At 61.7% G+C, this 25,696-nt stretch carries 28 protein-coding genes; 12 read left to right on the top strand and 16 right to left on the bottom strand.

All coding sequences use genetic code 11. The annotated features are described in order from the left end of the window. Window positions 1-7: 7 nt before the first annotated feature. A complete protein-coding gene (gene mutS / locus BUC24_RS03380; protein WP_073212711.1) occupies window positions 8-2,662 on the top strand; it encodes a DNA mismatch repair protein MutS in 2,655 nt (884 codons plus the stop codon). Beyond that, window positions 2,659-3,600 carry a hypothetical protein gene (locus BUC24_RS03375; protein WP_073212710.1) on the top strand — a complete coding sequence of 314 codons (942 nt, stop codon included), beginning with the start codon at window positions 2,659-2,661 and terminating at the stop codon, window positions 3,598-3,600. The genes mutS and BUC24_RS03375 overlap by 4 nt, the downstream gene beginning before the upstream one ends. A gap of 209 nt (window positions 3,601-3,809) precedes the next feature. Here the strand turns inward: BUC24_RS03375 and BUC24_RS03370 are convergent, their stop codons facing one another. Together BUC24_RS03370 and BUC24_RS03365 are read right to left on the bottom strand one after the other, a co-directional pair. After that, window positions 3,810-4,109, bottom strand: a complete 300-nt coding sequence (locus BUC24_RS03370) for a YciI family protein (RefSeq protein ID WP_073212709.1) — start codon at window positions 4,107-4,109, stop codon at window positions 3,810-3,812. A 50-nt stretch (window positions 4,110-4,159) separates the two neighbouring features. Further along, window positions 4,160-4,702, bottom strand: a complete 543-nt coding sequence (locus tag BUC24_RS03365; protein ID WP_073214728.1) for an FKBP-type peptidyl-prolyl cis-trans isomerase — start codon at window positions 4,700-4,702, stop codon at window positions 4,160-4,162. A gap of 80 nt (window positions 4,703-4,782) precedes the next feature. Between BUC24_RS03365 and BUC24_RS03360 the strand changes: the two genes are divergently transcribed. The 3 genes from BUC24_RS03360 (at window position 4,783) to BUC24_RS03350 (ending at window position 6,966) form a co-directional block, all read left to right on the top strand. After that, on the top strand, window positions 4,783-5,904 hold the full coding sequence (locus tag BUC24_RS03360) for a cupin domain-containing protein (protein ID WP_073212708.1): 1,122 nt from the start codon (window positions 4,783-4,785) through the stop codon (window positions 5,902-5,904). A gap of 10 nt (window positions 5,905-5,914) precedes the next feature. After that, window positions 5,915-6,394 (top strand): DUF7931 domain-containing protein, encoded by a 480-nt coding sequence (locus tag BUC24_RS03355; protein WP_073212707.1) that lies wholly within the window; start codon window positions 5,915-5,917, stop codon window positions 6,392-6,394. 305 nt (window positions 6,395-6,699) lie between these two features. After that, window positions 6,700-6,966, top strand: a complete 267-nt coding sequence (locus tag BUC24_RS03350; protein ID WP_073212706.1) for a hypothetical protein — start codon at window positions 6,700-6,702, stop codon at window positions 6,964-6,966. Window positions 6,967-7,099: 133 nt separating this feature from the next. Here BUC24_RS03350 and bamC read toward each other — a convergent pair whose 3' ends face one another. The 9 genes from bamC to BUC24_RS03305 all read right to left on the bottom strand — a co-directional run bounded on the left by bamC (window position 7,100) and on the right by BUC24_RS03305 (window position 15,328). After that, window positions 7,100-8,212, bottom strand: a complete 1,113-nt coding sequence (gene bamC / locus BUC24_RS03345) for an outer membrane protein assembly factor BamC (RefSeq protein WP_229448006.1) — start codon at window positions 8,210-8,212, stop codon at window positions 7,100-7,102. 102 nt (window positions 8,213-8,314) lie between these two features. Further along, window positions 8,315-9,199, bottom strand: coding sequence for a 4-hydroxy-tetrahydrodipicolinate synthase (gene dapA, locus BUC24_RS03340; protein WP_073212704.1), 885 nt, complete (start codon window positions 9,197-9,199; stop codon window positions 8,315-8,317). An 86-nt stretch (window positions 9,200-9,285) separates the two neighbouring features. Then, complete coding sequence (locus tag BUC24_RS03335) at window positions 9,286-9,849, bottom strand: class I SAM-dependent methyltransferase (RefSeq protein WP_073212703.1); 564 nt, start codon at window positions 9,847-9,849, stop codon at window positions 9,286-9,288. Then, the gene (locus BUC24_RS03330) at window positions 9,849-11,051 is read right to left on the bottom strand and encodes a tryptophan--tRNA ligase (protein ID WP_073212702.1); all 1,203 of its coding nucleotides are present in this window, start codon (window positions 11,049-11,051) and stop codon (window positions 9,849-9,851) included. The genes BUC24_RS03335 and BUC24_RS03330 overlap by 1 nt, the downstream gene beginning before the upstream one ends. Window positions 11,052-11,057: 6 nt before the next feature. Next, window positions 11,058-11,726 carry a site-2 protease family protein gene (locus tag BUC24_RS03325; protein WP_073212701.1) on the bottom strand — a complete coding sequence of 223 codons (669 nt, stop codon included), beginning with the start codon at window positions 11,724-11,726 and terminating at the stop codon, window positions 11,058-11,060. A 47-nt stretch (window positions 11,727-11,773) separates the two neighbouring features. Further along, window positions 11,774-12,397 (bottom strand): L-threonylcarbamoyladenylate synthase, encoded by a 624-nt coding sequence (locus BUC24_RS03320; protein ID WP_073212700.1) that lies wholly within the window; start codon window positions 12,395-12,397, stop codon window positions 11,774-11,776. Between the two features lie 3 nt (window positions 12,398-12,400). Further along, window positions 12,401-13,279 carry a protease HtpX gene (gene htpX, locus BUC24_RS03315; protein WP_073212699.1) on the bottom strand — a complete coding sequence of 293 codons (879 nt, stop codon included), beginning with the start codon at window positions 13,277-13,279 and terminating at the stop codon, window positions 12,401-12,403. 258 nt (window positions 13,280-13,537) lie between these two features. Next, window positions 13,538-14,368, bottom strand: a complete 831-nt coding sequence (locus tag BUC24_RS03310) for a 3',5'-nucleoside bisphosphate phosphatase (RefSeq protein WP_073212696.1) — start codon at window positions 14,366-14,368, stop codon at window positions 13,538-13,540. A gap of 78 nt (window positions 14,369-14,446) precedes the next feature. Next, a complete protein-coding gene (locus tag BUC24_RS03305; RefSeq protein WP_073212695.1) occupies window positions 14,447-15,328 on the bottom strand; it encodes an alpha/beta fold hydrolase in 882 nt (293 codons plus the stop codon). 152 nt (window positions 15,329-15,480) lie between these two features. Between BUC24_RS03305 and BUC24_RS03300 the strand changes: the two genes are divergently transcribed. The 4 genes from BUC24_RS03300 to BUC24_RS03285 are packed head-to-tail and all read left to right on the top strand — an operon-like array spanning window position 15,481 to window position 18,786. After that, window positions 15,481-16,005 carry a gamma carbonic anhydrase family protein gene (locus BUC24_RS03300; RefSeq protein ID WP_073212693.1) on the top strand — a complete coding sequence of 175 codons (525 nt, stop codon included), beginning with the start codon at window positions 15,481-15,483 and terminating at the stop codon, window positions 16,003-16,005. Window positions 16,006-16,007: 2 nt separating this feature from the next. After that, a complete protein-coding gene (gene hslO, locus BUC24_RS03295) occupies window positions 16,008-16,958 on the top strand; it encodes an Hsp33 family molecular chaperone HslO (protein WP_073212691.1) in 951 nt (316 codons plus the stop codon). Between the two features lie 51 nt (window positions 16,959-17,009). Further along, the gene (locus BUC24_RS03290; RefSeq protein ID WP_143167371.1) at window positions 17,010-18,338 is read left to right on the top strand and encodes a pectate lyase family protein; all 1,329 of its coding nucleotides are present in this window, start codon (window positions 17,010-17,012) and stop codon (window positions 18,336-18,338) included. Window positions 18,339-18,348: 10 nt separating this feature from the next. Beyond that, window positions 18,349-18,786 (top strand): acyl-CoA thioesterase, encoded by a 438-nt coding sequence (locus tag BUC24_RS03285; RefSeq protein WP_073212686.1) that lies wholly within the window; start codon window positions 18,349-18,351, stop codon window positions 18,784-18,786. A gap of 8 nt (window positions 18,787-18,794) precedes the next feature. Here BUC24_RS03285 and BUC24_RS03280 read toward each other — a convergent pair whose 3' ends face one another. Together BUC24_RS03280 and BUC24_RS03275 are read right to left on the bottom strand one after the other, a co-directional pair. Further along, window positions 18,795-19,160 carry a hypothetical protein gene (locus BUC24_RS03280; RefSeq protein WP_073212684.1) on the bottom strand — a complete coding sequence of 122 codons (366 nt, stop codon included), beginning with the start codon at window positions 19,158-19,160 and terminating at the stop codon, window positions 18,795-18,797. Continuing rightward, window positions 19,157-20,752, bottom strand: a complete 1,596-nt coding sequence (locus BUC24_RS03275; RefSeq protein WP_073212682.1) for a hypothetical protein — start codon at window positions 20,750-20,752, stop codon at window positions 19,157-19,159. Before BUC24_RS03275 ends, BUC24_RS03280 begins: the two co-directional genes overlap by 4 nt. A gap of 225 nt (window positions 20,753-20,977) precedes the next feature. On the opposite strand from BUC24_RS03275, the gene BUC24_RS03270 reads away from it, so the two are divergent. The 3 genes from BUC24_RS03270 to BUC24_RS03260 all read left to right on the top strand — a co-directional run bounded on the left by BUC24_RS03270 (window position 20,978) and on the right by BUC24_RS03260 (window position 24,061). Continuing rightward, window positions 20,978-22,108 carry a sensor histidine kinase gene (locus BUC24_RS03270; protein ID WP_073212680.1) on the top strand — a complete coding sequence of 377 codons (1,131 nt, stop codon included), beginning with the start codon at window positions 20,978-20,980 and terminating at the stop codon, window positions 22,106-22,108. Continuing rightward, window positions 22,105-22,872: a LytR/AlgR family response regulator transcription factor gene (locus tag BUC24_RS03265; RefSeq protein WP_073212678.1), complete on the top strand. Its 768-nt coding sequence runs from the start codon at window positions 22,105-22,107 to the stop codon at window positions 22,870-22,872. Before BUC24_RS03270 ends, BUC24_RS03265 begins: the two co-directional genes overlap by 4 nt. A gap of 142 nt (window positions 22,873-23,014) precedes the next feature. Next, the gene (locus BUC24_RS03260; protein ID WP_073212677.1) at window positions 23,015-24,061 is read left to right on the top strand and encodes a formylglycine-generating enzyme family protein; all 1,047 of its coding nucleotides are present in this window, start codon (window positions 23,015-23,017) and stop codon (window positions 24,059-24,061) included. Window positions 24,062-24,080: 19 nt separating this feature from the next. Here the strand turns inward: BUC24_RS03260 and BUC24_RS03255 are convergent, their stop codons facing one another. The 3 genes from BUC24_RS03255 to BUC24_RS03245 form a co-directional block, all read right to left on the bottom strand. Continuing rightward, entirely contained in the window at window positions 24,081-24,770 is a 690-nt protein-coding gene (locus BUC24_RS03255; RefSeq protein ID WP_073212675.1) for a hypothetical protein, read from the bottom strand. A gap of 175 nt (window positions 24,771-24,945) precedes the next feature. Continuing rightward, complete coding sequence (locus BUC24_RS03250) at window positions 24,946-25,221, bottom strand: KTSC domain-containing protein (protein ID WP_073212674.1); 276 nt, start codon at window positions 25,219-25,221, stop codon at window positions 24,946-24,948. A 59-nt stretch (window positions 25,222-25,280) separates the two neighbouring features. After that, the gene (locus BUC24_RS03245) at window positions 25,281-25,694 is read right to left on the bottom strand and encodes a hypothetical protein (RefSeq protein WP_083598683.1); all 414 of its coding nucleotides are present in this window, start codon (window positions 25,692-25,694) and stop codon (window positions 25,281-25,283) included. Window positions 25,695-25,696 lie beyond the last annotated feature (2 nt).

Here is a 25,696-nt window from a genome sequence, read left to right as displayed (position 1 = left end):
GAGATACATGTCCATCGTCCCGAAAGAGATCAGCCCTGCCGCCGTCAAGGCCAGCGCCGCCGAAAAAATCACGCCCATGATGCAGCAATACCTGCGCATCAAGGCCGACTATCCCACCATGCTGGTGTTCTACCGCATGGGCGACTTCTATGAACTGTTCCATGACGACGCCGAGAAAGCCGCCCGCATTCTGGGCATCACGCTGACGGCGCGCGGCACCTCGGGCGGTCAGCCGATCAAGATGTGCGGCATCCCCTTCCATTCGCTCGACCCTTACCTGGCCAAGCTGGTCAAAATGGGCGAGTCCTGCGCCATCTGCGAACAGATTGGCGACCCGGCCACCAGCAAGGGCCCGGTCGAGCGCAAGGTCATGCGCGTGGTCACGCCCGGCACCCTGACTGATGCCGATCTGCTGCCCGAAAAGGCGGAACGCCCGCTGCTGGCCGTGTGCATGATCAGCCAGCGCAAGGTCGTCACCACGGGCCTGGCCTGGCTGTCGCTGGCCAGTGGCGCCCTGCGCCTGATGGAGTTTTCCGGCGACAGCCGCACCGTGGGCGCACGCTTGCAGCACGAACTGGAACGCATCTCGCCTGCCGAAATCCTGCGCGCCGACGGCGCCGACCTGTTTGAAGACGACGGCGTGGTGCACACCCAGCGTGTGCCGGAATGGCACTTTGACGTGGTGGGCGGTCACAAGGCCCTGCTCGACCAGCTGGCCGTGGCGACCCTGACCGGCTTTGGCGCCGATGGCCTGGGCGCCGCCTTTGGCGCGGCCGGCGCGCTGCTGCGTTACGCCCATTCGACCCAGGGCCGCGGCTTGCAGCACGTGCGCAGCCTGAGCACCGAAACCGAAAACGAATTCATCGGCCTGGACGCGGCCACCCGGCGCAATCTGGAACTGACCGAAACCATCCGCGGCCAGGAATCGCCCACCCTGTTCTCGCTGCTGGACCACTGCCGCACGGCGATGGGTTCGCGCCTGCTGCGCCACTGGCTGCACCATGCACGGCGCGACCAGGGCGTGGCGCGTGCCCGCCACGCCGCCATCGGCACCCTGATCCAGACCGACGCCGCCGGCGCCCTGGCGGCCACCCTGGCCCAGGTGCCCGACATCGAACGCATCACCACTCGCATTGCCCTGCTGTCGGCCCGGCCGCGCGACCTGGCCAGCCTGCGTGACGGTCTGCAGCAGCTGCCGGCACTGCGCAAGAGCGTGCAGCGCACCTTCACGCCGGGCGAACCATCGCTGATGGCGTCCATCCAGGAGGCGCTGGCCACCCCCGGCGTGTGCCTGGACCTGCTTGAGCGCGCGGTGGCGCTGGAGCCGTCCGCCATGGTGCGCGACGGCGGCGTGTTCGCACCCGGCTTTGACGCAGAGCTGGACGAACTGCGCGGCCTGTCGGAGAACGCCGGCCAGTTCCTGCTCGACCTGGAAATTCGCGAGCGCGCCCGCACCGGCATTGCCAACTTGCGCGTCGAATACAACAAGGTGCACGGCTTTTATATCGAGGTCACGCACGGCCAGACCGACAAGGTGCCCGACGACTACCGCCGCCGCCAGACGCTGAAGAACGCCGAGCGCTACATCACGCCCGAACTGAAGGTCTTCGAGGACAAGGCTCTGTCGGCCCAGGACAAGGCGCTGGTGCGCGAGAAGCTGCTGTACGACCAGCTGCTGGCCGATCTGGCGCCGCACATCGGCACCTTGCAGACCATTTCGCAGGGGCTGGCCCAGCTCGACACCCTGACGGCGCTGGCCACCCACGCACTGCAGCACAACTGGAATGCGCCGCACCTGGTCAGCGAACCGGCCCTCGATATCCGCGAAGGGCGCCACCCGGTGGTGGAAAACCAGATCGAACGCTTCATCGCGAACGACTGCTGCCTGTCCGACGAACGCCGCCTGCTGCTGATCACGGGCCCGAACATGGGCGGTAAATCGACCTTCATGCGCCAGGTTGCGCTGATCACGCTGCTGGCCTACGTGGGCAGCTACGTGCCGGCGGCCAGCGCCACGATCGGCCCGATCGACCGCATCTTCACCCGCATTGGCGCCACCGACGATCTGGCCGGCGGACGTTCGACCTTCATGGTCGAGATGACTGAATCGGCCGCCATTCTGAACGGGGCCACCGAGCATTCACTGGTGCTGATGGACGAAGTGGGGCGCGGCACCTCGACCTTTGACGGTCTGGCACTGGCCTGGGCCATTGCGCGTCACTTGATTGACGCCAGCCGCAGCTTCACGCTGTTTGCCACTCATTACTTCGAACTGACGCAACTGCCCGAAAGCCATCCAAGTGCCGCCAATGTGCACCTGTCGGCGGTCGAGCACAAGGACAGCATCGTGTTCCTGCATGCGGTGCAGGCAGGACCTGCCTCGCAAAGCTACGGTTTGCAGGTGGCCCAGCTGGCGGGCGTGCCGCAAGGCGTGATCAAGGCGGCGCGCAAGCATCTGGCGCGGCTGGAATCGCAGGCGCTCGATACCACTCCGCAGCTGGACTTGTTTGCGCTGCCGTGTGAAGAGATCGAGGACGTTCCCGCTGCCGCCCCGGCATCGAACGCGCTGCACGACGCGCTGGCGGCGATCGATCCCGATGCACTCACCCCGCGCGAGGCACTGGACCAGTTGTATCAGCTCAAACGCATGGCTGCCCTATGACGTTCGCAGTACGTTTGCTGGCCTTGCTGTGCGCCGCACTGGCGGTGCTGCCCGCAGCGGCAGCGCCCAAGCAGAAGCGCCTGCCCGGCCACGAGTTTGCCGTGATTGGCCATACCTTCACGGCCGGCGGCAGCGAAGCGCAGCGCGAGCAGGCGGTGGCGCGCACGCGCAGGCCGGGTCTCGATTTTGTGCTGGTCACCGGTATCAAGGGCAGCAAGGAGCCGTGCACCGATGAACTTTACACGCGCCGGCGCGACATGCTCGACGACCCGCTGCACCCGGTGGTGGTGCTGCCTGCAGCAAGCGACTGGAGTGCATGCCGCAACAGTGCGGGCAAGAGCGCGGCGATCGAGCGCCTGAACCGGCTGCGCGAACTGCTGTACGAAGACCAGAATGGGCACGGCGTGGTGTTGCCGACGTTCTCGCGTCTGTCCACCAACACCAGGTACCGCAGCTATGCCGAGAATGCGGAGTGGATGGTGGGCAGCGTGCTGTATGCCACGATCAATCTCCCGGCCGACAATAACCACTACCGTCCGGAAGCGGGCCGCAACAGCGAGTTCGAAGACCGCGCGGTGGCCAACCGCTTCTGGCTGACCAAGCTGTTTGCCCAGGCCAAGCGCAAGAAGGCCACTGCCATCGTGCTGTTTTCAGAAGGCGACGTGAATATCCTGACGGACGAACCGGGCATTCTGGCCCGGCTGGGACGCAGCCAGCTGGCCATGGACGGCTACGCGGGCGTGCGGCGCCAGGTGCTGGGCCTGGCCAAGAAGTTCAATGGGAAGGTGCTGCTGATTGATACGGCACCGGTGCCCAACGGGACCGAGCCGGCCATCCTGTGGAAGGACAATATCGGCCATGTCAGCGTGGGCAACCGCACCATGCATGTGAAAGTGATGCCGGGGGCGGAACAGCTGTTCAGGCTTGACGAGCTCTGACCTCGTCCTCGCGAAGGCGGGGACCTATACCATTTTACCGAAGTTGTTCAATGCGGTATGGCCCCCCGCCTTCGCGAGGGCGATGTTGGGCGCGGCACACTTTTCAGGCTCGACGAGCTCTTACATCGTCCTCGCGAAGGCGGGGACCTATACCATCTTGCCGAAGTTGTTCAATATGGTATGGCCCCCCGCCTTCGCGAAAGCGATGTTTACGTACCCGCCACAAACGGCAATGCGGCAAACGCCGGCTGCATTTTGGACGGCACAAACTCCACCAGCTCGTATTCGGCCACGCCGGCCACCTTGAACGGATCCTGCGCAATCACCTCGAGCACATGCCCGCGCTCGGCGTGGGCAATCAATATCACGCCGCCCGTGCGTGGCACCTTGCGTCCGGATGCCACGAACAGGCCGCTGGCATAGTGCGCATCCAAAAATGCCACGTGCGCGGCAATGAGCGCATCCACTTCATCCAGTGGACGCACATACGTGAGCAATGCAATAAACATGACAGCCCTGAAAGCAGAACGCCTTCCGAAGAAGGCGCTCAGTGGTTTTTTTAATGCACCGGATGGGTACGGAAGTGATCGCCTTCTTCGCCGTCATCTTCGTCATCGCCATGGTGGTGACCATGGGCGCCGTGCACGTGTTCGTGGGCGATTTCTTCGTCCGTGGCAGCGCGCACGCTGGCCACCGACAATTCAAAGCGCAGCGCCATACCGGCCAGTGGATGGTTACCGTCGAGGACGACCTTGTCATCGGCAATGTCGGTGACCGTGAAGATCATCGCTTCTTCGTCGCTGTCGCCATCGGGCATGCCTTCGAACTGCATGCCCACTTCCAGTGGCTCGGGCAGACGGTTGCGCGGCTCGACCTTGACCAGGGCCGGATCGTAATCGCCAAACGCGTCGTCCGGCTCGATCTGGATCACGGACGAATAGCCTTCTTCCTTGCCGTCGAGTTCTTCTTCGATCTTCGGCAGCGTGTTCTCGTAGCCGCCATGCAGATAGACCATCGGCTGGCTGCCGTCTTCGATCAGGTTATTCTGTGCGTCCGACAACTTGTAGTTGACCGTAACGACCGTGTTCTTGGCAATCTTCATCATGCATCCTTTCAGTGTGTACCGCGAGATTATACCTTTCTCGCCGCCTTGACCGAATACGGACATGGTTATAATGTCGCATGAAAAAATTAACGCTATTGGGCGACATCACGCCCGCCCAGTTCCTGCGCGATTACTGGCACAAGAAGCCGCTGCTGATTCGCCAGGCGATTCCCGGCTTCAAACCGCTGCTGCCACTGACTGCTCTGGCCGAGCTGGCCAAGCTGAACCATGTCGAGTCGCGCCTGATCACCCAGGTCGATGGCGAATGGAACATGCAGCACGGCCCGATCGAGGCCCTGCCCGCTGCCACGCAGAAAGCCTGGACCATGCTGGTCCAGGGCGCCAACCTGTATGACAAGAAGGCCGACGCCCTGCTGCGCGAATTCCGCTTCATTCCCGACGCGCGCCTGGACGACCTGATGATCAGTTACGCCACCGACGGCGGCGGGGTCGGCCCCCACTTCGATTCGTATGATGTGTTTTTGCTGCAGGCACACGGCAAACGGCGCTGGCGCATTGGCGCGCAGAAGGATTTGTCGCTGGTGGAAGGCTTGCCGCTCAAGATCCTGAAGAATTTCAAGCCGCAGGAAGAGTTCGTGCTGGAACCGGGCGACATGCTGTACCTGCCGCCGCACTACGCCCACGACGGCGTGGCCGAAGGCGAATGCATGACGTACTCGATCGGTTTCCGTTCACCGTCCTACCAGGAACTGGGCGAAGCCTTCCTGCAGTTCATGTGCGACTCCATCGACCTGCCCGGCCGCTACGCCGACCCGGAACTGGATGTGGCCAAAAATCCGGCTGAAATTCCCAAGCACATGCTCGCCACCATCACCGAGGAAATGAACAAGGTGCGCTTTACCGAGGAAGACGTGACCATCTTCGTGGGCGAGCATTTGTCCGAGCCCAAGCACAATGTGTTCTTTACCGGGCCGGCCAAACCGCTGACCATGGGCCGCTTTGCCGAGACCGTCGCCAAGCGCGGGGTGGTACTGTCGCTCAAGTCGCAGATGTTATATCGTGGCAAGCACGTCTTCATCAACGGCGAATCGTTTGCGGTCGGGCGCGCCGACAAGGTGCTGCTCGACACCCTGGCCAACGAACGCGTGCTAACGGGCACGCTGGTAGCAGGGGCGTCGGACGACGTGATGGAAGCGCTGTACACCTGGTATCAGGATGGCTGGGTCGAATTAGCTTAAGGAGAAACACATGGCGGATGCAGTGGAAATCAAATTCGATACGCGCGCAGAATGCGAAGCGCATTTTTTGGACTGCATTGGCCGCGCCAAAGCCAGCCTGCAGATGTTCGATCCCGACTTTGCAGTGTTTCCTTTAGGCAGCAGTCAAACCGATGCTGCTCTGCGTCATTTTTTGAGCCTGGGCGGGCATATCCAACTGGCCATGCACCAGAGCGGCCACATCGAGCGCCACTACCCGCGCTTCCTGCGCTTGTTGCAAGACTACAGCCATCGCATTGAATGCCGGCTCACCAACCGCCCTCTGAAAACCCTGACCGATTCGTTCTGTATTGGTGACCATATTCACATCGTCAGGCGTTTCCATAGCGATCATATGCGTGGCGCAGCTGCCTTTGATTCGCCGTCTGCGACGGAAATCAGCAACGAAAGATTCGTCGGCATTTGGGCGGAGTCGCTACCGGGCCTCCACGCGACCACCACAGGATTGTAGGCAGACTGCCATCTATATCCGAATAATGTTCGGATATTTCGGCATACGCTTGCAAATCTCCCAATACGGATGTTTTTGTAAAATAATATTGGTTGCCTGTTCACAAATTGCTTCCAAAAAAGCATTATTGTGCTATTGCGAAGCACCAAATTTCGCTATAATATCGGGTTAGGAAGTTTCCGTTGTCTGTCAGGCACCATAACAGGTACGAAAGCCTACGAGAATTCCCTAACGAGCGATAATTACCGGTAATTATTCATCGCAATAGTGTTATACATTTTAGTGAATTAATTAAGGAAAAACCCATGAAAAAATCTTTGCTGATCGTCTCCCTGCTGGCTGTTGCTCTGGCTGCTTGCGCTAAAAAAGAAGAAGCTCCTGTTGTTGCTCCAGCACCAGTAGTTGAAACCCCAGCAGCTGCTCCAGCAGCACCAGTAGAAGCTCCAGCCGCTGTTGCTGCTGACGCTGCTGCTACCGCCGCTTCGGCTGCTTCGACCGCTGCTGACGCTGCTGCTGCCGCTTCGGTTGCTGCATCGGCTGCCGCTTCGGCTGCTGCATCGGCTGCTAAGTAATTTTCAGCACGGTTTGGAAAAGAGCCGGCCTGCGGGTCGGCTTTTTTTCGCCCGCAGATTTGTGTTTGCGCAAACCTGCAGACGTAAAAAAACCGGCCATGCAGGTCGGTTTTTTTGTCGAGCCAACTGAGGCTTATTTCAGCTCGTCCGCCAGCAGCTTGAGGATCTTGGCGCCGGTTGGGGTGGTTTCGGCCTTGCCGTCGTTGGTCTGCACCGTCACCTGGCTCACGCTTGCGCCCGACTCGGTCTTGACCAGCACACGGTAACGCTGTGCTTCCTTGGCCTTGTCGTCGCCGCCGAAGGTGAACAGCTTCTTGAAGAAGCCATCTTTCGATGCCATTTCCGGATCAACATAGCGCACGAAGTACACACCCTGCACGCGGTCGCGGTCTTCCACGGTGAAACCGACGCGATCCAGTGCCAGGCCGACACGGCGCCAGGCGCGGTCGAAGCCTTCGTCAACTTCCACTGCGTCGCCCACCAGCTTGGCATGCACGGGACCGGCTGGGGCATTGGCCACGGCCGTCGTTGCTGCCGCTTCGGCCGCTTTTGGTTCAGCCACGCCGGACAGACGCGCCATCAGTTTCGACAGGAAAATCGCTTCCAGTTCCGGGTCATTTGGACGCACGGTCCAGGTCGCCTGCTCCTTTTGCGGACCGGTCAGGACTTCTTCGGCGCCGCGGTGGCTGATGTAGACTTCGGTGCCGCCGGCTGCGGTGCGCTCAAGGCGGGTACGGAACTTGTCGCGCTCACCGGTGCCATACAGGGAATCGAACACCTTGCCGATCGAACGGCGAATCAGATCCTGTGGAATCTTGGCGCGGTTTTCGGCCCATTCCGTTTCCATGGTGCCGGTGGTGGCGGACTCGGTTTCAATGGTAAAGCCCGAATCAGCCCAGAACTGCTTGAGCTGCGGCCACAGTTGTTCGGGGGTCTGGTTGACCACCAGCCAGCGCTGGTTGCCCGCGCGCTCGACGCGCATGGTTTCATTGTTGACCGGGCCGATGCTCTGCCCTGCCGCGGCTGCAGGCGCGCCGGCATTGCCCGGCTGCTGGTAGCTCGAGGCCGTTGCAATGCCGCGCCCATCGGGCACGGAATAACGGTTGTCCTTGTCGATCTGGGTCAGATCGGGCGGCACCTCAAGCTTGGGCGCCTTCTTCGCGCCGCGATAATCGACGCGGTCTTGTTCCATCACGGAGCTGATCATGCCGCAACCGGTCAGGCTGACCAGCAGCGCGGAAGTCATTACGGTGGCCAGGGCCGGTTTCATTGTCTTGCGAATAGTCATGTCGTAACGGGAGTAAGCTAAAAAGGCAGCTGGTGTCGGAATGATCCTGACCCTTGCGGGTCAGGGCGTTGGAAGGACGCCGGCGTCGCGCAGGGCGCCGCGCACGGTATCGTGATAATTGGCCGCAAGCGGGGACAGAGGCAGACGCAGGCCAGGCGGCATCATGCCCATCTCGGCCAGGGCCCACTTGACGGGCACCGGATTCGGTTCGACGAACAGTTTGGCGTGCAGGCCCATGACCTTGTTGTTGATCTCGACTGCGGTGGCAATCTTGCCGGCCATGGCGGCAACGCACAATTCGTGCATGGCACGCGGGGCTACATTGGCCGTCACCGAAATATTGCCGGCGCCGCCGCAGAACATGAGCGCCATGGCGGTTGGATCGTCGCCCGAATACACGGCAAACGAGGGCGGCGCGTCGCGCAGCAATTCCAGGCCCCGGCCGATGTTGCCGGTCGCATCTTTGATGCCGATGATGTTCTTGATGCCAGCCAGACGCAGCACAGTCTCGTTGCTCATGTCGGCCACGGTGCGGCCAGGCACGTTGTACAGGATGATCGGCAAGTCCACTGCTTCGGCGATGGCCTTGAAGTGCTGGTACATGCCTTCCTGCGAGGGACGGTTATAGTAAGGCACCACCACCAGGGCAGCGTCGGCCCCGACTTCCTTGGCGCATTCGGTCAGCTTGATCGCTTCGGCAGTGGAATTGCCGCCCGTGCCGGCAATGATGGGAATGCGCTTGTTGGCATGCGCGACCGTAAAGCGGATCAGTTCGCAGTGTTCGTCCACGTTGACCGTGGCCGATTCGCCCGTCGTGCCCACGATAACGATGCCATCTGTTCCCTCGGCAATATGCCAGTCGATCAGCTTCTTCAGGCCCGGGTAGTCGAGACTGCCGTCTGCGTGCATCGGGGTGACGATTGCTACTATGCTGCCCTTGATCATATGTAAGACACTATGCTGGTAAATAAAAGCCTGATTGTAGCGGATCGCCCGCCATTATGGTTCATTCTTGACTGGTTTCGGGCTTCTTAAGCCCTGTTTAAGGGCGAAAGCGCTGCCGCTTCCAGCCTCAGGCGCGCCCGCCCCGGCCCGCGCGCGCACAGGCGCTGCACCATGGCTGGCTTGGGCTGCGCGCTCACGCCATCCTCGTATGCAACCACGGCCAGGCCGCTGCGCTGAGCAAAAACAAGCAACTCGCCCTCAGCCAGCAGAAAGGCCGGATTCGAGGGCTTGCCGAAGGCTTCGTTGCCTACCGAAAACGTTTCATAAATCAAAACACCGTCCGGCGCCAGGCTGGCAGCGAGCTGGTCCAGCAGCGGCCGGTGCAGATAATTGGTGACCACGATCCCGGCAAACCGGCCCGGCCCGAACGGCCAGGGCGTCACCCCATCTTCGAGGTCGCAAGCCAGGGTGGTGATGCCAGGTCCGGCTGTTTCGCGCAAGGCAGCCGGATCGCGGTCCAGCGCCAGCACCGAGTGGCCCAGTGCGGCAAAGTGCCGCGCATGGCGGCCGCTGCCGCAGGCCAGATCGAGCACCTCGCCTGGCGGCACCTGCCCCGCAAAACGTGCGACCCAGGCTGATACCGCGTTCATCAGGTGTACGCCAGGCCCATGGCTTCGCGCACATCGCGCATGGTTTCCTGGGCCAGTTTACGGGCCGTGTCGCAACCGTCTGCCACGATGGCGCGCACCAGCGAGGGATCGTCCAGATATTGCTGGGCGCGTTCGCGCATTGGCTCCTGTTCGGCAATGATCGCGTCAATCACGGGCTGCTTGCATTCAATGCAGCCAATGCCGGCACTGGTGCAGCCTTTGACCACCCAATCCTTGGTGGCGGCATCGGAATACACCTCGTGCAACTGCCAGACCGGGCACTTGCGCGGATCGCCCGGATCGGTGCGGCGTACGCGCGCTGGATCGGTGGGCATGGTGCGGATTTTCTTGACCACCGATTCCTTATCTTCACGCAGGGAAATCGCATTGCCATAGCTCTTGGACATCTTGCGGCCATCCAGACCCGGCAGGCGCGAGGCGACCGTCAGCTTGGCTTGCGGTTCCGTCAGGATCAGCTTGCGGCTGCCTTCCAGATAGCCGAACAGGCGCTCGCGGTCAATATTCGACAGGCTTTGCGCGTCTTCCAGCATGGCACGTGCCTGTTCCAGCGCCGCATCCTTGCCTTCCTGCTGGTATTCGGTGCGCAATTCCAGATACAGCTTGGCACGCTTGCTGCCGAGCTTTTTGACGGCCTCGTTGGCTTTTTCCTCAAAGCCTTTTTCCTTGCCATACATGTGATTGAAGCGGCGCGCGATCTCGCGCATCATTTCAATGTGGGGCACCTGGTCGTCGCCGACCGGCACCTGGCTGGCGCGGTAGATCAGCACGTCGGCCGCCTGCAGCAGCGGGTAGCCAAGGAAGCCGTAGGTGGCCAGATCCTTGTTGGTGATGTTGTCGATCTGGTCCTTGTAGGTCGGCACCCGTTCAAGCCAGCCCAGCGGCGTGCACATGGACAGCAGCAGGTGCAGTTCGGCATGCTCGGGCACTTGCGACTGGATGAAGATGGTGGCCTGCGACGGATCCACGCCCGCGGCCAGCCAATCGATCACCATGTCCCAGGTGCTGCGCTCGATGATCGATGGATCGTCGTAATGCGTGGTCAGCGCGTGCCAGTCGGCCACAAAGAACAGGCAAGGCTGTTCGGACTGCATCTTGATCCAGTTTTTCAGCGCGCCATGATAGTGGCCAAGGTGCATGGTGCCCGTGGGGCGCATTCCGGAAACGACACGATCGGGATACATAGATAATCAGTTCAAAAGTAAGGTCAGAGGAGAAAGAATCAAGCCAAACAGCTCGCGCACCAGCGCGATGCCGCCGCCCAGGTAACCGTCGAGTATGCGCAACTGCATCAGCACAATCAAGCCGATGAACACAAACACGCTATAGCGCTCGATGCTGGCAAAGCGGCGCGCCAGCGCCATGGGCAGCAGACCGGTCACGACACGGCCGCCGTCCAGGGGCGGAATCGGAATCAAGTTAAACACAAACATGGCTGCGTTGACCACCATGCCGACCTGGGTCATGGCCATCAGGAAGGCGCTCGGGCTGCCGCTGGCAGCGAGCAGGATACTCAGCAGCGCCCACATCAGTCCCATGGCAAAGTTAGCCATGGGACCGGCCAGTGCCACGAAGACCATTTGTTTTTTTGGATTACGCAGACGGCCAAAATCCACCGGGACCGGCTTGGCGTAGCCCAGTGGCGGCACGGTTGCAAAATACAGTATCAGCGGCAGCAAGATCGTGCCGAAGGGATCGATGTGGCGAATGGGATTGAGACTGATGCGGCCTTGCTCGGCGGCAGTGGGGTCGCCAAAGTAACGGGCCACATAACCGTGCGCGGCTTCATGCAGGGAAATGGCAAACAGGACCGGAATCGCGTAGATCGAGATCGTCACTAAGATCTGTGGAATATTCATAACCGGATTCTATCAGAGCCGCCGCGCGCTCTGGCCCGCCGCGGCCTTCACAGGCCGAACACGGCAGCGTCGCCCCGGCCCTGGCGCATCAGCACGGGCTCGGCCGACGTCAGATCAATCACGGTGGTCGGCTCCATGGCGCAGGCACCGCCGTCGATGATCAGATCGATCTGCTTTTCCAGCTGGTCACGGATCGCCTCGGCATCGTTGAGAATGGCGTCATCGCCCGGCAGAATCAAGGTGGTGCCCAGCAGCGGCTGGCCCAGTTCCTGCAGCAGGCACTGGGCAATGGCGTTTTCCGGCACGCGCAGGCCAATCGTTTTGCGCGACGGGTGCGACAGGCGGCGCGGCACCTCGCGCGTGGCTTCCAGAATCACCGTAAACGGGCCCGGCGTAGCCGCCTTCAGGAAACGGAACTGGCGATTGTCGACCCGTGCGTAGTTGCCAATTTCGGACAAATCGCGGCATAGCAGCGTCAGATGGTGCTTTTCATCGATGCCGCGAATGCGGCGCAGCTTCTCGACGGCGGCCTTGTCATCGAGGTGGCACACCAGCGCGTAGCACGAGTCGGTCGGCAGCGCGACAATGCCGCCGCCATGGATGATCTGCGCGGCCTGCTTGATCAGCCGCGCCTGCGGATTGTCGGGATGGATTTGAAAAAACTGGCTCATGGTCTAGCGCAATTGATCGAGCGCGGCGATGCGCTCTTCCATCGGCGGATGGGTGGAGAACAAGGCGCCCCAGCCGCGTCCGCCGCCGGCAATGCCAAAGGCCGACATCGACGAAGGCAAGGCCCCTTCCTGGACCCCGCCTAGGCGGCGCAGAGCTTGCTGCATCGGACGCGGGCTGCCCAGCAGCTTGGCCGAACCGGCGTCGGCGCGAAACTCGCGCAGGCGCGAAAACCAGGCCACGATAATCGATGCCACCAGCCCGAAGATCAGCTCGCAGATGAAGACAGTGACCATGTAACCGATGCCAGGGCCGCGGCTGTTGTTGTTCCGGCTGAGCATGCCATCGACCACATAGCCGACAATACGCGCCAGGAACACCACGAAGGTATTGACGACACCCTGGATCAGGGTGAGCGTGACCATGTCGCCATTGGCGACGTGGGCGATCTCGTGGCCGAGGACAGCTTCGACCTCATCACGGTTCATACTTTGCAATAAGCCGGTCGACACCGCGACCAGGGCTGAATTCTTGAATGCACCAGTGGCGAAGGCATTCGGTTCGCCGTCGTAAATGGCGACCTCGGGCATGCCGATGCCGGCCCGTTCCGCCAGCTGGCGCACGGTATTGACCAGCCACACTTCTTCGGAGGACGCTGGGTTGTCGATCACGCGCGCGCCGACCGAGGCCTTAGCCATGAACTTACTCATGAACAAAGAAATAATGGACCCGGTAAAGCCGATGATGGCCGAATACACGAGCAATTGGCCGATATTGATCCCGGACGCGCTGACGCCGCGGCCGACACCAAACAAGGTGAGCACCAGCGACAGCACCAGCAGCACAGCAATATTGGTGACCAAAAACAGCACAATCCGTTTCATGCAGCCTCCAAAGGCAGGGAATCATTGACAGGCTAATAAGATAAGGCTCAGCCAGCGAAAACACAAGACCGCACACCACCCCCACCGGTGTCAGACCTCAAAATCGCAACTTGCCCGCGTGGGGTCAGACCCCGTTCGTGCCGATGGGCCTGTCTTATTGGGGAAAACGCGTAATGGGTTCGACTGAACAACGAAGGGGTCAGACCTCTGCCCCGGCGCGTTGCAAAAAAGAGGTCTGACCCCAGGGGGGGGAAACAATTAGAACCAGTCGTGCCAGACGGGCGTGACGCCGCCCGGCAGGGGCGGCAGCAGCGAAAATTCCACCCGCGTCTCGCCGGGAGCGTGGAAGTCGGTGCCGCGCGAGGCTAAAAAGCCGTAACGGCGCGCTTGTTCGGCATACACGTCGTATTGGTCCGGCGTGTGGCTGCCGGTCACCACTTCGATGGCGCTGCCGCCCAGTTGCTTGAATTCGTCGAATAAGGCACCCTCGCCCACGACGCCAAATTTATAGCGGCCCGGGTGCGCAATCACGGCAATGCCGCCAGCGCCACGGATCCAGCTCACCGCGTCTTGCAGACTGGCCCAGCGGTGTGGTACGTAGCCTGGCTTGCCTTCAGTGAGGTATTTGCGGAACACTTCCGGGATGCTGGCGCAGGCGCCGCACTCAACCAGGTAACGCGCAAAGTGGGTGCGCGACATCAGGTCGGGATTGTCCACGTACTTCAAGGCGCCTTCGTAGGCACCGGGAATCCCAGCTTTTTCAAGCTGCTCGGCCATTTCGCGGCCGCGCGCATCGCGCCCGCTGCGGGTGGCTGCCAGGCCGTTCACCAGCGCGGTATTGGTGGCGTCAATCTGCAAGCCGACAATGTGCACGGTCTGGTTGGCCCAGGTGATCGAGATTTCCACCCCGGGCACGAAACGCATGCCCACAGCCGTGGCCGCCTCGCGCGCCCTGGCAATGCCGCCCACTTCGTCGTGATCGGTCAAGGCCCAGACGTCCACCCCGGCATTGTGCGCGTAGGCGGCCAGTGCGGCAGGCGCCAAGACGCCGTCGGACACATTCGAGTGGCAATGCAAATCTACATTCATACGTGCTACAACCCGGCTTGCCGGCAAAAGGGAAAGGCCTTTATTGTACGCTGCCTGCGGGAATTTCTCCCCACGCACTCAACTTTCGGCCAGGAACTGTTCCAGCATCTGGGCCAGGGCTTCGGGCTGGTCGTGGTGCAGCATGTGGCCGGCGTCATCCATCATGCGCGCACTGACATTGGCCAGGTGGCCGAGCCGGCGGTCAATTTCCACGCGCGCTTCGGGCTTGGGACCCATCCATTGCCACATATTGGTGTCGGCCGCTTCCACCCACAGCACGGGCGCGGTGATCTGCTTCCAGCAGGCCAGCACTTCTTCCACGTGGTACAGCAGCGGCGAAGGCTTTTTGTGGGCCGGGTCGCCCAGGATTTCCCACTCGCCTGCCGCGTTTTCAGCGGCCCAGTGCTGGGACAGGAAGTCGGCGCGCGCGTCCGACAGGCGCGGGTTGGTCTTTTGCAAACGCGCCGCCACCGCCTGACGGGTCGGGTAGGTGCGCAGCGTGGGCGGATCGCGCAGTTCGTCCAGCCACTTGGCATAGCGGCGCGGCGCCTGGTCGGGCGTGGCCGACTGCAGGCCGAACCCTTCCAGGTTGATCAGGCGCCGCACGCGCTGCGGGCGCACGCCTGCGTACAGGCTGACCACATTGCCGCCCATGCTGTGACCGAGCAGATTGACTGCCTCGCCTGGCGAGAAATGGTCGAGCAGGTAATCGAGGTCGGCCACATAGTCGGGGAACCAATAGGTGTCGGACTGGGTGCGCTCGGACAGGCCAAAACCACGCCAGTCCGGTGCGATCACGTGCCAGTCGCCCTGCAGGCAATCGACCACGAACTGGAATGAGGCGGCCACGTCCATCCAGCCGTGCACCATGAAGATCTTGGGTGCGCCTTCGCGCCCCCAATGGCGCACGTGGGTGCGCAAGCCGCGGATGGTGAGAAATTCGGAACGGGAGGGTGTCATGGTATGCCTGAAGAATAAAAGAACGACCGTTCTAATTATACCGGACTGTTGAATTTCAGGCGGCCGGCCCCATTTCCTGATGTCTGGCCGGCAAAGCCCGCCAACGGCGTAAAATAGCGCCTTCCACCCTTTTCTCACCGAGCACAGACACCATGGCACTTTACCAGTTGGGCGAACACGCGCCTGAAATCGACGCTTCGGCTTATGTGGCCGAGGCCGCCACCCTGATCGGCAAGGTGACGCTGGAGCAGGATGCCTCGGTCTGGTCCGGCGCCACCATTCGCGGCGACAATGAGCGCATCACGATTGGCCGCGGCAGCAATGTGCAGGAAGGCACGGTCATGCACACAGACATGGGTTATCCCTTGACCGTCGGGCAGAACGTGACCATTGGCCACCAGGCCATGCTGCACGGCTGCACGGTGGGCGACGGTTCGCTGATCGGCATCCAGGCGGTGATTCTGAACGGCGCGCGGATCGGCAAGGGTTGCCTGGTGGGCGCCGGCGCGCTGGTGACCGAAGGCAAAGAATTCCCCGACCATTCGCTCATCATCGGCGCCCCCGCCAAGGCGGTACGTACGCTGGGCGAGGACGAAATTGCCCGCCTGGCCTTGTCAGCAGCGAGCTATGTGGCGCGCGGCAAAATGTTCAAGACGGAACTGAAGAAGATCGGATAACCATGACCACCACCCAAGATACCCTGCAAAAATTCATCTTCGACAATGCGGCCGTGCGCGGCGAATTTGTCGAGATTTCCGATACCTGGCGCGAGATCCAGCAACGTCACAGCTATCCGCCGGCTGTCAAAACCGTGCTGGGCGAAATGGTGGCCGCCGCTGCCCTGCTTTCGGCCAATCTGAAATTCAATGGCGCCATCATCATGCAGATCCATGGCGACGGTCCGGTGCGCCTGTTGGTGGTCGAGTGCGATTCCGACTTGCGCATCCGCGCCACCGCCAAGCTGGCCGAGGGCGCCGTCATTGCCGACACCGCCAGCCTGACCGACTTGCTCAATGCCAGCGGCCACGGGCGCTTTGTGATCACGCTCGATCCAGTCGACAAGATGCCTGGGCAGCAACCGTACCAGGGCATCGTGCCGCTGGACGGCGAGGACATGGCCACCGTCATCGAAAACTACATGCTGCGGTCGGAACAGCTCGACACCCGCCTGTGGCTGGGCGCGGACGAGCACGTCTCGCGCGGCTTGCTGCTGCAAAAGCTGCCGCGCCACAGCGGCAAGGATGACCAGGTGGTGCAAGCAAGCGAAGCGGAAGACCTGGAAACCTGGAACCGCGCCGTGATGCTGGCCTCGACCCTCAAGCAGCCCGAGCTGCTCTCGACCGATATCCAGACCCTGATGAACCGTCTGTTCTGGGAAGAGACGATCCGCGTGTTCGAGCCCGATCATCCGCAATTCCATTGCAGCTGCACGCGTGAAAAAGTCGGCAACATGCTCAAGATGCTGGGCCGCGAGGAAGTCGAATCCGCCCTGGACGAATTGGGCCAGCTGGCCATTGACTGCGATTTCTGCGGCAAGCACTACGAGTTCGACAAGGTCGATTGCGCCCAGCTGTTTATCGGCAAGACCCCGGTCGAAGAATTGATGCCTGCCAGCGATATCAAGCACTAAACGCATCCCGGCTGCGCCGCCAGCCCCTGCCCTGATTGCCGAGGAGCCGTATTGAACACAAGATCGTTCTTGCGCGCAGCCGCCCTGTGCGGCGCGTATTTGTGTCTGTCCAGCACGGCCGCGACGGCCGCCACTGCCACGTTTTCGCGTGAGGGCATCGATGCCAGGGGTTGGGCAGCCAGCACGCGCGGCGGCGCTGGCGGCGCCATCGTGCGCGTCACCAATTTACAAGCGGCTGGCCCGGGCTCGTTTGCGGCTGCGGCCGCTGTCAAGGGGCCGCGCATCATTGTGTTTGAAGTGGGCGGCGTGATCGATCTGCAGGGCGCCAGCATCCGCCTCGATGAACCTTACCTGACCGTGGCCGGCCAGACCGCGCCTGCCCCCGGCATTACCTTCGTGCGCGGCGGCTTGAACGTGGCTACCCACGACGTCATCGTCCAGCATATCGCAGTGCGCCCGGGCGAACATGGCAAGGCGAAAAAAAGCGGCTGGGACGCAGACGGCTTGTCCACCAGCGCGGCCCATGATGTCATCATCGACCATTGCAGTTTCAGCTGGGCCACCGATGAAAATCTGAGCGCCTCCGGCCCGCGCTTCAATGGCAGCGCGCCCGATACGTGGTACCTGGGCTCGTCGTACCGGATCACCTTCAGCCACAACATCATTGCCGAAGGCTTGCGCAATTCGACGCACAAAAAAGGCGAACACTCCAAAGGCTCGCTGGTGCACGATAACGCCGAAATGATTCTGTTCTACGGCAATCTGTTCAGTTCCAATGTCGAGCGCAATCCCCTGGTCAAAGGCGGCGCCCGCGTTGCGATCGTCAATAACCTGATCCACAATCCTGGCGCCAAGGCAATTCACTACAATTTGATTGCCCATGAATGGGGCGAGCGCGCGCCCCGCACGGGCGTGGTCACCATCGTGGGCAATGTGCTGCGGGCCGGCACGGATACGCGCGCCAATACCGCCCTGTTCAGCCTGGGCGGCGCGGGCGATGTCAGCGTCTTCATGAAAGACAATATCGCCGTCGATGATGCCGGTGCCGCTTTGCCGATGACCAGCCGTTACACTGCCTCGTCTGCCCGCATTCTGCCTGCATCGGCGCCTTATTTGCCCGATGGCCTGGCCGTGTTGCCGGCCAGCGCGCTGGAAAACGCGATCTACATGAGCGCCGGAATGCGCCCGTGGCAACGCGATGCGATTGACTTCAAGATCCTGTCCGATGTGGCGGAAGGCCGTGGCCACATTGTCGACAGCGAAGCCGAATCGAGTGGCTACCCCGACTACAAGGCAAGCCAGCGTCCGTTCAATCCGGACGCATGGCATCTGAATGACATGACACCCAAGGCAGGCTGGCCCGCCCTGGCCCAGCAATGATCGGCTTCCCATGAAAAACGCAGCGCGCTCCGAGTTTCCCCACTTCCTGGCCATTCCCACCAGGTGGATGGACAATGACGTGTATGGCCACGTCAATAACGTCGTGTATTACTCGTATTTCGACACGGCAGTGAACCAGTTCCTGATCGCGCGCGGCGTGCTCGATATTCACAAGGGCGAGGTGGTCGGCTTTGTTGTCGACAGTGGCTGCGCTTATTTCAGCTCAATCAGCTTCCCGGACATCATCCATGCCGGCATCCGCGTGGCCAAACTGGGCAACTCGAGCGTGCGCTATGAAATTGCCTTGTACCGCAACGATGAGCCACTGCCGTGCGCGGCCGGCCATTTCGTCCATGTCTACGTTGAACGCAGCAGCAACCGCCCGGTACCGATTCCGTCCCCGGTCAGGGATGTGCTGGCCACGCTCACGCGCCCGGCCGCAAACTAGCCGGCCCCTCAGGCGCCGGCGCTGAAGCCAAAGGCGGTACCGAGCACGGCCACGATACGCATCGCCACCGGCAGTACGCCCTCGACCGCGCTGGCCGCTTTTTGCAAACCTTCCGCCGATATTTTGATGGTCGACTTGTTCGGCTGCTCGGCCCGCACGTGGTGCAGAACCGCATCCAGATTATCTTTCACCGCACCAGCCGCTTCCGGGTCGCGCGCGTGAGCCGCCGCCAGCAATTGGCGCAGCTGAGCTTCGAGCTTTTGCAGCTCGGCTTCCTGTCCCGTCGCTGCCACTGCCGCACCCATGTAATGATGGACGTTGCTGATGCTGCCGCCAACGGAACCGGTATTGATGACGCCACTATTATGATTCATGTTCCCACCTTCGCTTTTTGTTTACGCACGGCTGTCTTGGCTGGCCGCCGGAATACAAACGACTTGATGCTGTTGACGATATTGCCGCGGATGTCGCCACTGTTGATGACGCCCTGATTGATGTAGGCCGTCAGGTTATCCTTGAAGTCGGAGGCATCGATATGATGCGCCTTGAGTTGCTCGCAGATGGCCTTGATCAGCACTTTTTCCTGCGTTTTCAAGAGGCGCCCCACCTCTTGCACCGAGAAATAGTCCAGCTGTCCACTGCTTGTATAGCGTTCGCGAAATGAAAACGCGATACCAAACTGCTGGGTGATATTAAGGAAAATGCCGGCTGCCGTGATCAGGCGAAACAAGACACGCCACAGCACCACCAGCCCACCAAACACACCGGACGCCAGGCCCAGCTGAAGCGCCGCCTGGGCCAGAAAGTGCCAGTCAAACGGGCTGGGCATCAAGGATGGCTCTTGCATGAAAAAGCCAAAGAATGCCGCCAAGCCAGCCAGTCCAATCAGATACAGCAGGACCACAGCCAGCGCCACCGGCAGCGCCAGGTAGGCCAGCCAGTGCCAGCGGAAGTAACGTTCAAGCCGGTACAAGCCGCTGCGTCCGGGGGCCAGCACATAGGTTGCGAACTCACAAAAGATCAGCTTGCCTTCGGCCTTGAAACGGACAAACTGGGTAGCCAGGATATCGCTGGCCGGCAGCGACATTTCCAGCGCGGTATACGTGCGTCCGGCACCAGGGACATGGCGCTCCATGCCAGCCAGCTGGTCAAGCGCGACACTGGAGGGCGGCCGCTGGAAACGTTCCACGCCGATGTGCTGCTGCAGATCCTTGGCTCTGCCTTCAATGAAGGTCATCGGCTTGACTGCCAAATGGGCCACGCCCATGTCGGCGGCGACCCTGGCAATGGATTGGTACAGGCTGTCCGCGCTCAGTTCGGCCGGCGTTTCCTCGATCCCGGCCAGCAGATGGATGCCCTGCTGCGGCATGCTGGTATCGAGGACCACGGACCAGGAATTGATTTCCGTCCCATACCCGATGAAGGGGCGTTCGCCAGCGAAATACAGGGCGTTTGCCTGTTCGTCGTTCTCCCACAACAAGTCGCAGATGGTCGAGGCCCAGCCACCCACCACCGGCAGCACATAGCCGCCCTGCTCGGGCGCATGAAACATGATCCTGGCCAGAATCGGATTGAGGATGGCGATCTTAATGCCGATCGCGGCACCGGCCAGCAACGCCAGCATCGACACCGGGGTCTCACCATCCGGGGATGGCGCCGGCAGCATGAGATACAACACGGCAAACAAGCCCAGAAACAGCAGCGACAGCAATGCCGACTGCAGCGCATGAAACTGGATGCACGCACGGTCGTAACCGACGCCGCCATCCGACGATTTGTAGGGATTGCCCAGCATGCAGTGGATGCAGATCAGGGCACCAAACAGGCCGTACAGGTAGGTGCGCGCGCAAATCAGGCGGCTGACGCGGTCCAGCGGCTCGGTCACAGGCAGCGCCGACTCGGCTTGCTGTGGGGCCGCTACGTCGGGCTCAACATGGAAGTAAGGTGCGCCAAGCTGGGTGTTCATCTTGTCCTCCAGATAGGGGAAAGGGATGACCGATCGGCGCATTGCGCGCGCAGAACCTGATGCATTCTCCGCGCAAAAGATGTAAAAAAGCTATCCAATTATCACATGGCATCAAAACGCAACATGTCCCCGGCACCGTGCGTCCAGTAGCATTTCATCGGCCAGGCTGTCGATCCGTCGCTTTTCCAAGGGGCATGCCTTGCAGCCGGTTTACAATCGCTTCCCATGCAAACCAGTTCTTCATTTCAACTCGCCTGGCGCTCGTTCTGGGTGCTGAAAAAGCACCGTTCGGAGCCAGTCTGGGCCCAGCTTGCCGTGGGCGCGGCGCTGGCCCTGCCCATTGGCTTTGGCATGATGCTGATCAACGGGATGGTGACCGGCCGGGTGGGCGACCTGGGCTGGTGGCGCGCATCGCTGCTATTCAACCTGTTCATGTGTCTGAGTGTCGTATTCAGCATGCTGGCCATCACGCGCGTGATCGAACACCTGCTGCCGGCCAGCCGCATTGACGCGCTGTCGAGCGCGGCCGACTGGCGCACGGCCGTGGTCATCAATATCATTGCCATTGCCGGCACTGTGCTTGGCAGCGCGCTGGGCCTGAGCGTCTTTTCCTGGATGATCGGTTGGAACGGCTGGGCAAGCTTCCTTTCCAGCAGCCTGGCAAAAACCGAATTCCTCGCCTTTGTGCTGGTGGTTTCAGGGGCCAACTGGTTCTGGTGGCGCCTGCGCGTCCGCCAGGACAGATTGCTGCACCAGGCCACGGAAGCGCAGTTGCGGCTGCTGCAAGCGCAGATCGAACCCCATTTCCTGTTCAATACCCTGGCAAATGTGCACAGCCTGATGGAGCGCGACACACCACGCGCCAAGCAAATGCTGGAGACTTTCACTGACTACCTGCGTGCCAGCCTGGGCCAGTTGCGCCATACCGACAGCAGCCTGGAAGCGGAACTGGCAATGGTGCGCAGCTATCTGACGCTGCTGCAAATCCGCATGGAAGAGCGCCTGCGCTTCGACATTGACGCCAGCAATGAAGCCCTGACTGCGGCCTTGCCCACCCTGCTGCTGCAACCATTGGTTGAAAACGCGATCGAACACGGACTGGAACCGACCATTGACGGCGGCCGGGTTAGCATCATTGCCCGTGTGATTGGCGGTCAGCTCGACATTTGCGTCAATGACGACGGCATGGGCCGTGCCGCACCGCGCCGTTCGCGCCGGCAAGGCAGCGGCATGGCCCTGGCCAATATCCGCGAACGCTTGCACACACGCTACGGCGACAAGGCCGCGCTCACGCTCAGCCCGCAAGCCGTGGGCATGCAAGCCTCGCTCTCGCTGCCCTACAGGCGCCGCACATGACACGCGCCCTGATTGCCGATGACGAGCCGCATCTGGCCCAGTACCTGCAAGAGCAGCTGGCACTGCTGTGGCCCGAGCTCGAGATCGTGCACATCGCCCGCAACGGCAATGAAGCGGCAGCTTGCATCGAGGCGCTGGAGCCCGATTTGGCCTTTCTCGATATTCAGATGCCGGGCCTGAGCGGTCTGGAAGTGGCGCAGGGCATTGAGGGCGACACCCGCGTGGTGTTCGTCACCGCGTTTGACACCTACGCCGTCGAGGCGTTCGACCATGCGGCGCTGGACTATTTGCTCAAACCCTTAAAGAGCGAGCGGCTCGCACGCATGATCTCGCGCGTCAAGCCGGCGCTGGCCCTGCAGGCAGCCGGCCAGCTTGCGCCGCCCGACGCGCGCCTGGCCCAGGTTCTGGAACAATTGACGCGCGGTCCGGCAACACCGGCGCGCCTGCGTTTCATCCGCGCCGGCCAGGCTGAGTATGTGCACCAGATCGCGGTGGACGATGTGCTGTTCTTTCAGGCCGACGACAAGTACACCGTCGTGCAAACGGCCGGCGGCGAACACTTGATCCGCACTACCATCGCCGAGCTGGCCGAGCAGCTTGACCCCGACCAGTTCTGGCAGGTGCATCGCGCCACGCTGATCAATCTGCACTATCTGGAGGGCACGCGGCGCGACGAGACCAGCCGCCTGTTCCTGCGCATCAAGGGCCATCCGCGCGAGCTGCGCGTCAGCCGCGCCTACGTTCATCTGTTCAAGGCCATGTAGCAGGCCGCCGCTGGCAATTCGTCGGCGCTGCTGTCGATCCGTCGCCCGGCGCTCGCCGCTGACCTGCCGTGCATGCGATCGTTGTGGCGTGTGATCACGGATCACGCTGCCACTCCGGCCCTACTCTCTCAGGACAACGTCAATGCACAAAACCCGCTTCCTCGCCGCGCTCCTTGCAGCAGCATGTCTCAATAGCCCTTTGCTGGCCGCGCCGGCGACCGTCATCGCGCCACCGATGGTCACCATTGCCGGCGGCACGTTCGCCATGGGCAGCACGGCCAATCCAAAAGACAAGGACCGTCCCAGCTCCGAGCCGGTGCATAGCGTGACCGTCAAGAGCTTCCGGCTGGCCAAATACGAAACCACCGTTGGCCAGTTCCGCCAGTTTGTCGAAGCCACCGGTTATCAGACCGGGGACGATTGCTGGAAGCTGGCGGCGACCGACTGGGGTGTGGAGAACGGCAAAGTCAGCTGGAACTCGCCGGCAAATGCGCCCAGCGAGTTCCACCCCGTCATGTGCGTCAGTTGGGAGGACGCCCATGCCTATCTCAAGTGGCTGTCGAGCCAGACGGGCCGCAGCTTCCGCCTGCCCAGCGAGGCCGAGTGGGAATACGCGGCGCGCGCCGGCAGCAGCACACGCTACCCTTTCGGCGATGATCCAGCCATGTTATGCCAGCACGCCAACGTGTTCGACCGCAGCGGCAAACCGGCTATCACCAAGTTGGCCGGCAAGAGCGGCAAGGCAATCGATTGCGACGACGGCGCCGAACTGACCACCGTGGTCGGCATGTACGCGGCCAATGCCTGGGGTTTGCATGACATGCTGGGTAATGTGGGCGAGCTGGTGGAAGACTGCCAGCACTTGAGCTACGAGAATGCGCCCGCGGACGGCACTGCCTGGACGGCAGGCTGCGCCACCTTCCATGATTCGGCCATGGTGATCCATCGTGGCGGCAATTTCAACAGCGGACCAATTGGGTCCAGCCCGACCATGCGCGGGCACGCGGGAACGGACAACCGCAGCAGCGTGGCCGAGGGCTTCCGCATCGCCGAAGATCTCACTGCGCGCGTAGATCGAGCTGGCGCGCTTGTGCCCGCGGCGAAGGCTGGCCACTTTGAAGCAGATCTGAGCAAGGCGCAGGCACAAGAGCGCGCAAGGCAAGCGCGCTCGCACGCTGCACCAAAGTAATCGAACCGGCCACCCGGACTCAGGGTGCTCCCGGAGCGCCGACGCTGGCCAATCTGGCTTTCGCAGGTGCATCGCCCAGAGCGGCCGCCCTGGCAAGCAGCGCCAGCGCGGCTTTTCTGTCACCTGGCTCGTTGCGCTCCAGGCGCATCAAGGCCGCATTGTAGGCGGCGATGGCGCTGCCGAACGTGGCACCGGCCTCAAAGGCTTGCATCGCCTTGTCGGGACAAAGACTGAACTGGTCGTAACCTGCGCCCACGCCCAGCATGCCGCGCGCGTTTTTCGCCTTGCGCCAATCGGCTTCCATACTGATTGCCGCAGCGCTGACCATGGCCGCCATGACATCGCCCCCGCGCTCGACTCGATATGGCCCGCGGGAAACGTAGGTGCTGAATGCCTGGCGGGTGGTGTGGACGGCGCCATCTTTGGCGAACCAGGTAAAGCCATCCTGGCCGACAACTTGCGTGCCATCCAGCGCCAGCGCAAGGCGCTGTGCGACCGACTTGCTGCCTGGCCCGGGCGCAATCCCGCTCCACGAGGATAACAACACCACCTTCTTGATCACCGGCCCGTACGTTCGGACCTGTGCTGCCAGCTCGGACGGCTCCATGATGCGCTGATCCGGACCATACAGGTGCCAGGGACTGCCGTGCAAGCCAATCACAAGCAGGGCCGGATCGTCGTCGGCGCGCGCTTCCATGTAAGAAAACATGGCTTCTGCTCCAGATACACAATCAGCCGATCGGGGATCGCAGGTTGCAATCGATTGCACGCCGTTCAGAGGCAGGCTGCTCGGGCAGCCTGCCCCTGCCGCGCCCGTGGCCGCCGACAAAACGGCAAAAATACCTTGTTTTAAATGCATTTTAAGACGCATATAGATTCCGATATCAGGTCTCGCCCGGACCCGGTCCGAACAAATCATCCAGTCCTTCGGGCCGTTTGCGCGGCGCGGCAACGCCGCGCTTGCCGTGAAACTCTTCTTCAATATTGTCGCGGTAAAAGCTCCACGCTGCGCCCGACGTTGACAAGCGGCGCCATACCTCGGTGCCGACGCCGCTGTAGTCAATAGCGCTGCCATCATCGAGCTCGACCCGTAAAACCCGTTCGCGCGCATCGTAGCCAATCGCCCGCAGCTTGCCTGCGTTGATTTTTTTCATGTCCATGAAGCGTTCCCTCTCCGGCCAAGCGCCGCTCAAGCCTTACTATACCTGCGCCGTACTGCTTAGCGCCAGCGCGCTGCGGGGGCGCGCACATACTGCTTGAGCACATAGCCCCAGGGCATCACGATCGGAATCAAGATCGCCACCATGCATTCGATCGCGGTGCCCATGGTGGCCTCATCAATCGTGCCGGCGCTCCACGCCGGATAGGCCACCAGACCCATCCAGATTGCCTTCCAGATGAACTCCCACATCAGGATAGGCAGCATTTGCAGGGGATAGCGCAAGCCCAGCAGGGCCAGCAGCGAGAACGCGGCCAGCATGCAGTTGACCACGCCACCGCTGAGCGTCCATGGCTTGGCATGGCTGATAATGCCGGGCCAGAGCACCAGGCTCAGTCCCACCACAATCAACAGGTACATGGCGCGCAGCAGATACAAGCGCGGCAGCGATACGTCCGGGGTCGATGGGTGCATGC

Source organism: Massilia sp. CF038 (assembly GCF_900129765.1).
Classification (GTDB): Bacteria; Pseudomonadota; Gammaproteobacteria; order Burkholderiales; family Burkholderiaceae_D; genus Telluria_A.
The sequence above is the reverse complement of the archived record's forward strand: the minus strand, read 5'-3'. Positions and strand labels throughout refer to the sequence as shown.

What these genes read in the sequence shown, in the direction of transcription:
- mutS (WP_073212711.1), top strand. Translation starts at nt 8, where the DNA reads ATGTCCATCGTCCCGAAAGAGATCAGCCCTGCCGCCGTCAAGGCCAGC.
- BUC24_RS03375 (WP_073212710.1), top strand. Translation starts at nt 2,659, where the DNA reads ATGACGTTCGCAGTACGTTTGCTGGCCTTGCTGTGCGCCGCACTGGCG.
- BUC24_RS03370 (WP_073212709.1), bottom strand. Translation starts at nt 4,109, where the DNA reads ATGTTTATTGCATTGCTCACGTATGTGCGTCCACTGGATGAAGTGGAT.
- BUC24_RS03365 (WP_073214728.1), bottom strand. Translation starts at nt 4,702, where the DNA reads ATGAAGATTGCCAAGAACACGGTCGTTACGGTCAACTACAAGTTGTCG.
- BUC24_RS03360 (WP_073212708.1), top strand. Translation starts at nt 4,783, where the DNA reads ATGAAAAAATTAACGCTATTGGGCGACATCACGCCCGCCCAGTTCCTG.
- BUC24_RS03355 (WP_073212707.1), top strand. Translation starts at nt 5,915, where the DNA reads ATGGCGGATGCAGTGGAAATCAAATTCGATACGCGCGCAGAATGCGAA.
- BUC24_RS03350 (WP_073212706.1), top strand. Translation starts at nt 6,700, where the DNA reads ATGAAAAAATCTTTGCTGATCGTCTCCCTGCTGGCTGTTGCTCTGGCT.
- bamC (WP_229448006.1), bottom strand. Translation starts at nt 8,212, where the DNA reads ATGACTTCCGCGCTGCTGGTCAGCCTGACCGGTTGCGGCATGATCAGC.
- dapA (WP_073212704.1), bottom strand. Translation starts at nt 9,199, where the DNA reads ATGATCAAGGGCAGCATAGTAGCAATCGTCACCCCGATGCACGCAGAC.
- BUC24_RS03335 (WP_073212703.1), bottom strand. Translation starts at nt 9,849, where the DNA reads ATGAACGCGGTATCAGCCTGGGTCGCACGTTTTGCGGGGCAGGTGCCG.
- BUC24_RS03330 (WP_073212702.1), bottom strand. Translation starts at nt 11,051, where the DNA reads ATGTATCCCGATCGTGTCGTTTCCGGAATGCGCCCCACGGGCACCATG.
- BUC24_RS03325 (WP_073212701.1), bottom strand. Translation starts at nt 11,726, where the DNA reads ATGAATATTCCACAGATCTTAGTGACGATCTCGATCTACGCGATTCCG.
- BUC24_RS03320 (WP_073212700.1), bottom strand. Translation starts at nt 12,397, where the DNA reads ATGAGCCAGTTTTTTCAAATCCATCCCGACAATCCGCAGGCGCGGCTG.
- htpX (WP_073212699.1), bottom strand. Translation starts at nt 13,279, where the DNA reads ATGAAACGGATTGTGCTGTTTTTGGTCACCAATATTGCTGTGCTGCTG.
- BUC24_RS03310 (WP_073212696.1), bottom strand. Translation starts at nt 14,368, where the DNA reads ATGAATGTAGATTTGCATTGCCACTCGAATGTGTCCGACGGCGTCTTG.
- BUC24_RS03305 (WP_073212695.1), bottom strand. Translation starts at nt 15,328, where the DNA reads ATGACACCCTCCCGTTCCGAATTTCTCACCATCCGCGGCTTGCGCACC.
- BUC24_RS03300 (WP_073212693.1), top strand. Translation starts at nt 15,481, where the DNA reads ATGGCACTTTACCAGTTGGGCGAACACGCGCCTGAAATCGACGCTTCG.
- hslO (WP_073212691.1), top strand. Translation starts at nt 16,008, where the DNA reads ATGACCACCACCCAAGATACCCTGCAAAAATTCATCTTCGACAATGCG.
- BUC24_RS03285 (WP_073212686.1), top strand. Translation starts at nt 18,349, where the DNA reads ATGAAAAACGCAGCGCGCTCCGAGTTTCCCCACTTCCTGGCCATTCCC.
- BUC24_RS03280 (WP_073212684.1), bottom strand. Translation starts at nt 19,160, where the DNA reads ATGAATCATAATAGTGGCGTCATCAATACCGGTTCCGTTGGCGGCAGC.
- BUC24_RS03275 (WP_073212682.1), bottom strand. Translation starts at nt 20,752, where the DNA reads ATGAACACCCAGCTTGGCGCACCTTACTTCCATGTTGAGCCCGACGTA.
- BUC24_RS03270 (WP_073212680.1), top strand. Translation starts at nt 20,978, where the DNA reads ATGCAAACCAGTTCTTCATTTCAACTCGCCTGGCGCTCGTTCTGGGTG.
- BUC24_RS03265 (WP_073212678.1), top strand. Translation starts at nt 22,105, where the DNA reads ATGACACGCGCCCTGATTGCCGATGACGAGCCGCATCTGGCCCAGTAC.
- BUC24_RS03260 (WP_073212677.1), top strand. Translation starts at nt 23,015, where the DNA reads ATGCACAAAACCCGCTTCCTCGCCGCGCTCCTTGCAGCAGCATGTCTC.
- BUC24_RS03255 (WP_073212675.1), bottom strand. Translation starts at nt 24,770, where the DNA reads ATGTTTTCTTACATGGAAGCGCGCGCCGACGACGATCCGGCCCTGCTT.
- BUC24_RS03250 (WP_073212674.1), bottom strand. Translation starts at nt 25,221, where the DNA reads ATGGACATGAAAAAAATCAACGCAGGCAAGCTGCGGGCGATTGGCTAC.
- BUC24_RS03245 (WP_083598683.1), bottom strand. Translation starts at nt 25,694, where the DNA reads ATGCACCCATCGACCCCGGACGTATCGCTGCCGCGCTTGTATCTGCTG.